Source organism: Ruegeria sp. AA6 (assembly GCF_056542865.1).
Map to the genome: position 1 here is coordinate 126,325 of NZ_JBQGAN010000010.1, position 11,869 is coordinate 138,193.

Here is an 11,869-nt window from a genome sequence, read left to right on the forward strand (position 1 = left end):
TCACGGTTTCCTGACACCTCCGGCAAAAGGTCTGATTATTTTTTAGGCACCCTCCTTCGAACTCTGACAGAATGCGGCCCAAACCCTTGAGCTTGGGAAATGAGGCGGTGAAAAGGTGCCATGCCTGACACCCTGACCATTGTCGTCGTCGAAGAAGACCGAGAGCGTGCGATTGCCATCGTCGACGCTTTGAAGGCGTCGGGGACTTACGATGTCCATGTGATCGGCAATGTGTCCAGCCTGGCGCGCAAGATCGCCGCGCTGGTGCCGGATGTAGTACTGATCGACATCGACAACCCGACCCGCGACATGCTTGAGGAACTGACGCTGGCCTCTGGCCCTTTGGAGCGCCCGGTGGCCATGTTTGTCTCGGGCGCGGCGGGGGATCTGGCGTCTACTGCAATTGAGGCGGGTCTCTCGGCCTATGTGGTCGATGGCATGCAGCCTGATCGGTTGAAACCGGTGCTGGACGCCGCCATTGCGCGTTTCCAGATCGTTCGCCAGATGCGCCGCGAACTGGCCGAGACCAAACGCGCGCTGGAAGAGCGCAAGGTGATCGACCGCGCCAAGGGCCTTCTGATGAAAGCACGTGGAGTTGAGGAAGAAGAAGCCTATGCCCTGCTGCGCAAGGCCGCCATGGATCAGGGCCGCCGCGTCGCCGATGTGGCCGAGGCGCTTGTCACCGCATCGGGGCTCTTGTCATGAATGCTGTCACTCTGCCTGTCGCCTATGTGCCGTTGGTCGATGCCGCGCCGCTGATCGTCGCACATGAGATGGGGCTGGCCCGCGCCGAAGGGATTGAACTGGATCTGATCGCCGCGCCCTCGTGGTCATCCGTGCGGGATATGCTGGCCTTTGGCCGCGTGGATGCCGCGCATTTGTTGTCGCCCGTGCCGGTGGCGATGGCGCTGGGACTGGGTGGGGTCACGCAACCTTTGTCCGCCGTGTCTGTCCTGTCTGTGAATGGCGATGTGATCGGCATCAGCCACGCGCTGGAAACCCGCCTGCGCGAAACGGGCTATGAATTCGACTTCCATGATCCGTTTTTGGCTGCCAAGGCGTTAGCCGCCGTCGCCGACCGACCACTGGTCTTCGGCGTCCCCTTCCCGTTTTCGCTACATATGGAACTGCTGCAATGCTGGCTTGAGGCCACGGATCTCTCGCGCATCGGCATCGAGGTGCGCACCATTCCGCCCCCGTTGATGGCGCAGGCATTGGCCGAAGGCGACGTGGACGCGTTCTGCGTGGGCGAACCGTGGGGTTCGGTCGCTGTGGAATCCGGGGCCGGGGCGCTGTTGCTTCCCGGACAGGCGATCTGGGCCTTTGCACCCGAAAAGGTGCTGGCCGTGCGCACCGAATGGGCGGAGACCGAGCCGCATCTGTTGGGCAAGTTGATGCGCGCCGTCTGGCGCGCCGGGCGCTGGCTGGGCCAGCCTGGCAGCCAAACCTCCGCCGCCGAGATACTGGCCCGTGAAACCTACTTGGACCTGCCCTCGGAACTGATTGACCGGGCGCTGTCCGGGCGATTCACCATATCGGGTCAGGCCGAGCAGCGTGAGGTTTCGGGTTTCCTCGAATTCCACGACGGGGCTGCAAATTTCCCCTGGCGCAGTCAGGCCAAATGGATCGCACATCGACTGGCCGAGCGGTACAATCTGGACCCGCACATGGCGCTGGCGCAGGCAGGCAGCGTATTCCGCAGCGATATATACCGCGACCAGATGGCCGGGCTGGGCGCCGACCTTCCCGGCGCGTCAGAAAAGCTTGAGGGGGCGATTCGCGAAACCACCCCGGTTGCCTCGTGTAATGGGCAATTGTCGCTGAAGCCGGACGCGTTTCTGGACGGGCGCATTTTTGACCCACAGGATATCTGACGCCTAAATTATAGGCATCCCTCTGCCGCCTACAGAGCATTTGCAGAAAATTACGCCGCGATGCAGCATTAATTCTTGATCCGGGCCCATTCTTCTTCGACTCTGACTACAACGGCGCGCAACGACGTGTGTCGAAAGAATTCATCCCAAAGTTTGGGACCGACTGAGCAAAGCCGCTCACTCTCTGGCCTCCTCCTCCCGGTCAGAGCGTGCAGCGGCTTTTTGTATTTCACCTCCCCGGATCGCCCGGAACCTAGAAAAGGGACAGACCCACATGAAGAAATTCCTTGCAGGCCTTGTCGCCACCACCGCCCTGATCAGCCCGGCCATGGCCGAGACGCTGGAACTGGAAAAAGACGAACTGACCTTCGGCTTTATAAAACTGACCGATATGGCCCCTTTGGCAGTTGCTTATGAGAATGGCTATTTCCTGGACGAGGGCCTGTTCGTGACGCTCGAAGCACAGGCCAACTGGAAAGTGCTGCTGGACGGCGTGATCGACGGACAACTGGACGGCGCGCACATGCTCGCCGGTCAGCCGCTGGCGGCGACCATCGGCTATGGCACCGAGGCACATATCGTTACCCCCTTCTCGATGGACCTGAACGGCAACGGCATCACCGTCTCGAACGAGATCTGGGAAGAGATGAAGCCAAACATCCCGGTGATGGATGACGGTCGCCCGCAACACCCGATCTCGGCTGAGGCGCTTGCCCCGGTGGTCGAGAAATACAAATCCGAAGGCAAGCCCTTCAACATGGGCATGGTCTTCCCGGTTTCGACCCACAACTACGAACTGCGCTATTGGCTGGCCGCTGGCGGCCTGCATCCGGGCTATTACAGCCCCGACAACGTGACCGGTCAGATCGGCGCGGATGTGTTCCTGTCGGTAACGCCTCCACCGCAAATGCCCGCGACTTTGGAAGCAGGCACAATCTATGGTTACTGCGTTGGTGAGCCGTGGAACCAGCAAGCCGTGTTCAAAGGCATCGGCGTGCCTGTGATCACCGATTATGAGCTGTGGAAGAACAACCCCGAAAAAGTGTTCGGCATCACCGCCGAGTTTGCCGAGGAATATCCAAACACCGCGCGTGCCGTCACCAAGGCTCTGATCCGTGCCGCGATCTGGCTGGATGAAAATGACAACGCCAACCGTCCCGCCGCGGTCGAGATGCTGAGCCAGCCCGAGTATGTGGGTGCTGATTACGACGTGATCGCAAACTCGATGACCGGTACGTTCGAATACGAAAAGGGCGACAAGCGCGAGGTGCCCGATTTCAACGTGTTCTTCCGCTATAACGCGACCTACCCGTTCTATTCGGATGCCATCTGGTACCTGACCCAGATGCGCCGCTGGGGCCAGATCGCAGAGCCGCAGACAGACGCGTGGTATGACGAGGTCGCCAAGTCGGTCTATCGCCCCGACATCTATCTGGACGCCGCCCGCATGCTGGTGGACGAAGGTCTGGCGAAAGAGGCCGATTTCCCTTGGGACAGTGACGGCTACAAGGCCCCGACGCCTGCCGAGGACATCATCGACGGCATTCCTTATGACGCCCGCCAGCCCAACGCCTACCTGCAAAGCCTGCCGATTGGCCTGAAAGGTGAACAGGTCGTCGTCGGCACCGAAGTTCAGGGCTAAGGCCCTCTCCCCGGCCCGTGTGGCCGGGTCTTCCACATCAACAGAATTCCACCCCGCCCGGACACCGATCCGGGCCAGGAGACCGCAATGACCGCCATCGACCACGATACGCTATCGAATGAGGCTGAACGCGAGGCCCGCAAGGCCCGCCTGTTCACCCGGATAAACTCTGCCGACAAATGGTTTCAGGTTTTGGGCCTGTCCTGGATCACCCCGGTTCTGAAAGCCGCCGCAGGTGACAACCCCCGCGCCCAGATGGGTGAAATCTGGCGTCTGTTGGCCGTGCCGCTGCTGGCAATCTGCGCCTTTTTGCTGCTGTGGGGCACGCTGGCGCCCAAGGTGCAGACCTCGCTGGGCGCTGTCCCCGGACCGGCTCAGGTCTGGTCCGAAGCCGTCAGCCTGCATCAGGACGCACAGGCCAAGGCCGCCAAGAAGGCCAAGTTCGAGGCGATGGTCGAAAAGCGGAACCAGAAGTTCATCGACGCAGGTCAGCCCGAAAAGGTGAAAGAGGTCGCCTATACCGGCGCGCCGAGCTATTACAACCAGATCTGGACCTCGATCAAAACGGTCTTCTTCGGCTTTCTGATCGCCACCATCGTGGCCGTTCCGCTGGGCATCGCTGCGGGCCTGTCGCCCACTGCAAACGCCGCGCTGAACCCGCTGATCCAGATTTTCAAACCGGTCTCACCGCTGGCCTGGCTGCCGATTGTGACCATGATCGTCTCGGCCGTTTATGTCACCAATGACGGCTGGTTCGCGAAATCCTTCCTGATCTCGGCCATCACAGTGACGCTGTGTTCGCTGTGGCCCACGCTGATCAACACCTCGCTGGGTGTGGCGTCGATCGACAAGGATCTGGTAAACGTGTCGAAGGTTCTGAAAATGAACACCTACACCAAGATCACCAAGCTGGTTCTGCCTTCGGCACTACCGCTGATATTTACCGGTCTGCGTCTGTCGCTGGGCGTCGGCTGGATGGTTCTGATCGCCGCCGAGATGCTGGCGCAGAACCCCGGTCTGGGCAAGTTTGTCTGGGATGAGTTCCAGAACGGCTCCTCCAGCTCGCTCGCCAAGATCATGGTGGCCGTGTTCACCATCGGCATCATCGGCTTCCTGCTGGATCGCGTGATGTATGCGCTGCAGTCCCTGTTCACCTTCTCGAACAACCGGTGATTGATATGGCTGTGATGGAATTCAAGAACGTCAGCAAATCTTTCGGCACCGGCACCGCTGCGACGGCTGTGCTGAAGGACATCAACCTCTCGGTTGAAGAAGGCGAGTTCGTGGTTCTGTTGGGCTTTTCCGGCACCGGCAAAACCACGCTGATCAATCTGATGGCGGGGATCGAATTCCCCACCAAGGGCAGCGTCACCTTCCGTGACGCCCCGATCACCGGCCCCGCGCCGGAACGGGGGGTGATCTTCCAAAACTACTCGCTGATGCCGTGGCTGACAGTGACGGGCAATGTGCGGTTGGCCGTGGATGCGGTGTTCCCAAAGATGCCCAAAGCCGAGAAAGAGGAAAAGGTCGCGCATTACATCCGCATGGTCGGCCTCAGCCACGCCGCTACCCGTCGTCCCGCCGAACTGTCGGGCGGTATGCGGCAGCGCGTGAATGTGGCCCGCGCCCTGGCGATGGACCCCGAGGTTCTGCTGTTGGACGAACCGCTGTCGGCGCTGGACGCGCTGACCCGCGGCAATCTGGCGGAGGAGATCGAAAAGATCTGGGAAGAGAACCGCAAGACCTGTGTCCTGATCACCAATGACGTGGACGAGGCGATCCTGCTGGCCGACCGCATCATCCCACTGAACCCCGATGGCACTTTGGGGGCCGAGTTCAAAGTCTCGATCCCCCGCCCGCGCGACCGTTCCGCAATGAACCATGACGAGACGTTCAAGGCCCTGCGCGGCGAGGTTACAAAATACCTGATGGATGTGGGGATCGAGGCCAAGGTCGAAGGCACCAAGACCCTGCCCGACGTCACCCCGATCCACGGCGTGCCTGCGGCGGTGAAAGAGGCGCAGACGGGTTTGATCGACGAGCGCTATCTGGATTTCAGTCAGCTCCACAAAGTCTATCCTACGCCCAAAGGCCCACTGACCGTGGTTGAGGATTTCAACCTCAAGCTCAATCGCGGTGAGTTCATTTCGCTGATCGGTCATTCGGGCTGTGGCAAGTCGACAGTGCTGACCATGGCTGCGGGCCTGAACGACATCTCGAAAGGCGCGATCAAGTTGGATGGCCGTCATGTCGAAGGTGCCGATCCCGAACGCGCCGTGGTGTTCCAGTCGCCCTCGCTGTTCCCGTGGCTGACCGCCAAGGAAAACGTCTCGGTCGGTGTCGACCGCGTCTATCCGCGCGCCAGCCAGGCCGAGCGGCAGGACGTGGTGGAATACTACTTGGAACGCGTCGGTCTGGCCGATGCGATGGATAAATCCGCAGCTGACCTGTCGAACGGCATGCGCCAGCGTGTGGGCATCGCTCGCGCCTTTGCGCTGAGCCCGAAACTGCTGCTGCTGGATGAACCCTTTGGGATGCTCGACAGCCTGACCCGTTGGGAACTGCAGGAAGTGCTGATGGAGGTCTGGTCGCGGACCAAAGTGACCACCATCTGCGTTACCCATGACGTCGATGAGGCAATCCTGCTGGCCGACCGAGTGGTGATGATGACCAACGGCCCGCAGGCCACGATCGGCAAGATCACCAATGTCGATCTGCCGCGCCCGCGCACCCGCAAGGCGCTGCTGGCCCACCCTGATTACTACGAATACCGGCAAGAGGTGTTGGATTTCCTCGAGGAATACGAGCACGGCGCAAAACCCAAGCCGAAAACCCCTTCCCCCAAAGCCATTGCCGCGGAGTGAATGACATGAAACAGAAACTGGTTGTCATCGGAGCCGGCATGGCCTCGGGCCGGGTGCTAGAACACCTGACCGACGCCACCCCCGATGCGTTCGATATCACCTTGTTCAACGCCGAACCGCGCGGGAACTACAACCGCATTATGCTGAGCCCGGTTCTGGCCGGTGATCAGACTTATGAAGAGATAGTCACCCATGACAACGCCTGGTATGCCGAACGGGGCATCACCTGCCGGTTTGGCGAGAAGGTCACCGAAATTGACCGCGGCGCCAAGGTAGTGCGCGGTGAGAATGGCGATGTGGCCTATGACAAGCTGATCTTTGGCACCGGCTCGAACCCCTTCATGATCCCGATGCCGGGGCATGATCTGGATGGCGTGATCGCCTATCGCGATCTGGAAGACACCGAACAGATGATGGGCATGGGCGCAGGCAACAAGGTCGTCGTGATCGGCGGCGGCTTGCTGGGGCTTGAGGCTGCGGCAGGCATGGCCGCACGCGGGGCCGACGTGACCGTGGTGCATATCATGGGCCACCTGATGGAGCGTCAGCTGGACCCTGCCGCAGGCTACCTGTTGAAGAAATCGCTGGAAGAAAAAGGCATCACAGTTCTGCTGAATTCCAAATCGACCGAGATCGCGGGCGAGAACGGCAAAGCCCGGGCGCTGTTGCTGGACGATGGCACCGAACTGCCCTGTGACCTGTTGGTGATGGCTGTAGGCATTCGCCCCAACACCGCGCTGGCGCAGGACACGGGCCTTGCCGTTGGCCGCGGCATCCATGTGGACGATCAGATGATCACCTCGGATGCCGATATCTATGCAGTTGGCGAATGCGTCGAACATCAGGGCGAGATCTTTGGCCTTGTTGCGCCGCTCTATGACCAAGCCAAAGTGCTGGCGCAGACCCTGCTGGGCGAGGAAGCGGCGTTCAAACAGCGCTCACTGTCCACCAAGCTGAAGGTCACCGGCTGTGATCTGTTCAGTGCAGGTGATTTTGCCGAGGGCGAGACCCGCGAAGACATCGTGTTCCGCGACCCGGCCCGGGGCGTTTACAAACGGCTGGTGCTGGAAGGCGACAAACTGGTCGGCGCCGTCATGTATGGCGACACCGGTGACAGCAACTGGTTCTTCGGTCTGATCCGCGATGGTGAAGACGTGTCCGAGATGCGCGAGACGCTGATCTTCGGCCCGGCCTATCAGGGGGGCGGCTCTGCGGACCCTCTCTCAGCCGTTGCAGCGTTGCCGCCTGAAGCGGAAATCTGTGGCTGCAACGGCGTCTGCAAATCCGACATCACCACCGCCATCGAAGGCGGCGCGACCGATCTGGGCGCAATCCGCGCCTCGACCAAAGCCAGCGCGTCCTGCGGAACCTGCACCGGGCTGGTGGAACAACTGCTACAGGTCACGCTGGGCGACGACTTCCAGATGCCCACTGCGCAGCCCATCTGCGGCTGCTGCGATCTGACCCACGAAGACGTCCGCCGCCTGATCAAATCGCAAGAACTAAAAAGTCAGGAGGCCGTCTGGCAGGAACTGGGCTGGAAAACCCTGAACGGCTGCCATGTCTGCCGTCCGGCGGTGAATTTCTACCTACTGGCCGACTGGCCGGTGGAGTATCAGGACGACCCGCAAAGCCGTTTCGTCAACGAGCGCAAACACGCCAACATCCAGAAGGACGGCACGTTCAGCGTTGTGCCCCGCATGTGGGGCGGCATCACCAACCCGACCGAGTTGCGCGCCATTGCCGACGCGGCCGAGAAATACGACGTGCCCACGGTCAAAGTCACCGGCGGTCAGCGCATCGACCTGCTGGGCGTGAAAGGCGCGGACCTGCCCTATATCTGGTCTGATCTGAACAAGGCCGGGCTGGTCTCGGGCCATGCTTACTCCAAGGGTCTGCGCACCGTGAAAACCTGCGTCGGTACCGATCACTGCCGGTTCGGCACGCAGGACAGCACGGGATTGGGCGTGAAGCTTGAGAAAATCCTGTGGGGCTCGTGGACGCCGCATAAGCTGAAGCTGGCGGTCTCGGGCTGCCCACGCAACTGCGCCGAGGCGACCTGTAAAGACATCGGCGTTGTCTGTGTGGACTCGGGCTATCAGATCAGCATCGGTGGTGCCGCTGGCATGGACGTCAAGGAAACCGAACTGCTGGTTCAGGTCCCGACCGAGGACGAAGCCATCGAGGTCGTCATGGCCGTCACGCAAGCCTATCGCGAGGGCGGCAAGTATCTGGACCGTCTGTATAAATGGATGGCGAAGGTTGGCCTCGACTGGATCAAGGAAACCGTGGTGGATGATCTGGATAACCGCCGCGCGCTGGTTGAACGGTTCGAACTCAGCCAGTCCATCTATCGCAAAGACCCATGGGCCGAGCAGGCCAAAGAGGCCCCGCGCTATGCGCCCTTGGCCGATCTGACACTGGAGGCCGCAGAATGAGCTGGATCGACATCGGACATATCGACGACATCCCCCTGCGCGGCGCGCGCGTGGTGAAAACCCCTGTCGGTTGCATCGCCCTGTTCCGCACCGCCAAGGATGAGGTCTTTGCCGCCTCGGAGACCTGCCCGCACAAGGGTGGGCCGTTGTCCGAAGGTATTGTTCATGGCCAGTCCGTTACCTGCCCGCTGCACAATTGGGTGTTCGACTTGAACTCCGGTCAGGCCCAAGGCGCGGACGAAGGCCAGATCGCCACCTACCCGGTGCAGCTGGACGGCGACCGCATCCTGCTGGACAGCACCTCTTTGGGCCAAAGGAGCGCCGCGTGAAGGACCTGACCGCCTGCGCCAAGCGTTCGACCTGCCCTTATTGCGGGGTCGGCTGCGGTGTACTGCTGCAGCCGGACGGTGCCGGGGGTCTGACCGTCACCGGCGACCCGGACCACCCGGCCAATCAAGGGCGGCTCTGCTCCAAAGGCTCGGCGCTGGCCGAAACCATCGGCCTGTCGCAGCGCCTGCTGGCCCCGCGTGTGTCGGGCGTCGACACCAATTGGGATGACGCGCTGCAACTGGTGGCAGATCGCTTTAGCGAGACTATCGCCGAGCACGGCTCGGATTCGGTGGCGTTCTATGTCTCGGGCCAGTTGCTGACCGAGGATTACTACGTCGCCAACAAGCTGATGAAAGGCTTCATCGGCTCGGCCAATATCGACACCAACTCGCGGCTTTGCATGGCCTCGACCGTGGCAGGGCACAAGCGCGCTTTTGGTACTGACACTGTTCCCGGCACTTATGAAGATATCGACGAGGCCGATCTGGTGGTTCTGGTCGGCTCCAATCTGGCTTGGTGTCATCCGGTTCTGTATCAGCGTCTGATGGCGGCACGTCAGGCGCGCGGCACCAAGATCGTGGTGATCGACCCGCGCCGCACCGCCACTTGTGACAGCGCCGATCTGCACCTGCCGCTGGCAGCAGGCAGCGATGTGGCGCTGTTCAACCACCTGCTGACCCAGATTGACGCGCGCGGGCTGGTGGATACGGATTTCCTGCCCCATACAACCGGCATTCACGAGGCACTGGACAGCGCATTGGCCGACGATGTCTCGGTCACCGGGCTGGACCCGGAGGATATCGACCGGTTCTGTCAAATGTGGACTGGTACCGAAAAGGTGGTGACCATCTTCAGCCAGGGCGTGAACCAATCAAGCTCGGGTAGTGACAAGGTCAACGCGATCCTCAACTGCTATCTGGCCACCGGACGGATCGGCAAACCCGGCTGCGGACCGCTGTCGGTTACCGGTCAACCCAACGCCATGGGCGGGCGCGAGGTCGGCGGGCTTGCCAATATGCTCGCCTGCCATCTGGATATCGAAAACGCCGACCACCGCGCTGCCGTGCGCGATTTCTGGTCGGCACCGACGATGCCCGAGGCCCCCGGCCTGAAAGCCGTGGACATGTTCCGCGCTGTAGGCGACGGACGCATCAAGGCGCTATGGGTGATCCACACCAACCCGGTGGTGTCGATGCCCGAGGCCGACGCGGTGCGCGACGCCATAGCCGCCTGCCCTTTTACCGTTGTTTCGGATATCACCGACCGCACCGACACGGCGCGGCTGGCCGATGTGCTGCTGCCTGCCGCCGCATGGGCCGAGAAAGACGGCACCGTCACCAATTCCGACCGCACCATCAGCCGCCAGCGCAGTGTTCTGCCCGCGCCGGGACAGGCCCGTACCGATTGGGAAATCCTGTGCGAGGTCGGACGTCGGATGGGCTGGTCCAATGCGTTCGACTACCAAAGTCCGGCCGAGATTTTCCGCGAACATGCGGTGTTGTCCGGAATCGCAGCACGGTTTGGCAAGGATTTCGATATCTCGGGCCTCGCTGATCTGACTGCGGCAGACTATGACGCGATGAAACCCACCCGCTGGCCTGTGACTGCTACACGGCAGGGCGGTCGGTTCTTTGCGGATGGGCAGTTCTTTCACCCCGATGGCAAGGCTCGGCTGCTACCGGTCAAATGGCGCCCGCCTGCGGCCAAGACCGAGCCACGCTATCCCTTCCGCCTGAACACCGGACGGCTACGCGACCAATGGCACACGATGACCCGCACGGGCCTGTCGCCCCGGCTGTCAGCGCATCTGCCCGAGCCGTTTCTGGACATCCATCCCGAAGACGCCCGCGACCAACAAATTGCTGCTGCCGATCTGGTTACAGTCCGCAGTTCGCACGGCCAATCCATCCTGCGTGCTCGAATTACATCGGACGTCACGCGCGGTCAGGTCTTTGCGCCAATCCACTGGACCGGAGAAACCGCCCCAGCAGCCCGCATCGACGCGGTGGTGGCTGCTGATGTCGATCCTGTCTCGGGCCAGCCCGAAAGCAAGGCTTCAGTCGTAAGTGTCACTCGGTTCGACGCCGCGTGGTACGGCTTCGCGGTGTCGGCCCTTGAGATGAAGCCGACCTGCACGTATTGGGCGCAAAGCCCGACAAAATCAGGTTTCCGCGCAGAACTGGCAGGAAAGAACCCTGTACAAGACTGGCAGGCCGCCGCGCGCGAACTGTTCGGTCTGACAAACGCCGAGATCACAGCCGTTGAAGATACCCGGCGCGGCACCATTCGACTTGCGTTCCACCAGAACGGGCGGCTTGTTGCGGCCCTGTTCGTCTCAGCGACACCGGTTGCCGTGATGCGCGACTATCTGGCGACGCTGCCGCAGACGCCTAGCCTTGGCCTGTTGTCGGGCCGCGCTCCGGCAGACATGCCAGACCCGGGACCGATTCTGTGCTCTTGCTTCGACGTTGGTATGAACACAATCCTGACGGCGATTGAGACGCAAGGTCTGCTGAGCGTCGAAGCCATTGGTGAGGCCCTTCAGGCCGGAACCAATTGCGGATCGTGCCGCCCGGAATTGGCTGCTCTGTTGGCCTCGACCCAACAGAAAGAGGCTGCTGAATAGCAAACCCCCCGCCTTTTGGGCGGGGGATTTGTTTTTGTGTTTTGGTGATTATTCGGCGGCGTCTTGGTATGCGTCCATTGGGGGGCATGTGCAGA

Annotated in this window: 8 protein-coding genes; all 8 read left to right on the top strand. The window is 61.4% G+C overall.

Annotation, left to right across the window (positions count from 1 at the left end; translation table 11 throughout):
* The first annotated feature begins 120 nt into the window (after positions 1-120).
* On the top strand, positions 121-705 hold the full coding sequence (locus ACR0LN_RS13695; RefSeq protein ID WP_480430350.1) for an ANTAR domain-containing response regulator: 585 nt from the start codon (positions 121-123) through the stop codon (positions 703-705).
* A complete protein-coding gene (locus ACR0LN_RS13700) occupies positions 702-1,874 on the top strand; it encodes an ABC transporter substrate-binding protein (RefSeq protein ID WP_480430352.1) in 1,173 nt (390 codons plus the stop codon). The genes ACR0LN_RS13695 and ACR0LN_RS13700 overlap by 4 nt, the downstream gene beginning before the upstream one ends.
* A 274-nt stretch (positions 1,875-2,148) precedes the next feature.
* The gene (locus ACR0LN_RS13705; RefSeq protein ID WP_480430354.1) at positions 2,149-3,516 is read left to right on the top strand and encodes a CmpA/NrtA family ABC transporter substrate-binding protein; all 1,368 of its coding nucleotides are present in this window, start codon (positions 2,149-2,151) and stop codon (positions 3,514-3,516) included.
* An 87-nt stretch (positions 3,517-3,603) separates the two neighbouring features.
* Positions 3,604-4,689, top strand: a complete 1,086-nt coding sequence (locus ACR0LN_RS13710; protein WP_480430355.1) for an ABC transporter permease — start codon at positions 3,604-3,606, stop codon at positions 4,687-4,689.
* A gap of 5 nt (positions 4,690-4,694) precedes the next feature.
* Positions 4,695-6,380 carry an ABC transporter ATP-binding protein gene (locus tag ACR0LN_RS13715; protein ID WP_480430357.1) on the top strand — a complete coding sequence of 562 codons (1,686 nt, stop codon included), beginning with the start codon at positions 4,695-4,697 and terminating at the stop codon, positions 6,378-6,380.
* A 5-nt stretch (positions 6,381-6,385) separates the two neighbouring features.
* On the top strand, positions 6,386-8,818 hold the full coding sequence (gene nirB / locus ACR0LN_RS13720; protein ID WP_480430359.1) for a nitrite reductase large subunit NirB: 2,433 nt from the start codon (positions 6,386-6,388) through the stop codon (positions 8,816-8,818).
* Positions 8,815-9,147 (top strand): nitrite reductase small subunit NirD, encoded by a 333-nt coding sequence (gene nirD / locus ACR0LN_RS13725; protein ID WP_480430360.1) that lies wholly within the window; start codon positions 8,815-8,817, stop codon positions 9,145-9,147. Before nirB ends, nirD begins: the two co-directional genes overlap by 4 nt.
* Positions 9,144-11,774 (top strand): molybdopterin-dependent oxidoreductase, encoded by a 2,631-nt coding sequence (locus ACR0LN_RS13730; protein WP_480430362.1) that lies wholly within the window; start codon positions 9,144-9,146, stop codon positions 11,772-11,774. Before nirD ends, ACR0LN_RS13730 begins: the two co-directional genes overlap by 4 nt.
* The last annotated feature ends 95 nt before the right edge of the window (positions 11,775-11,869 follow it).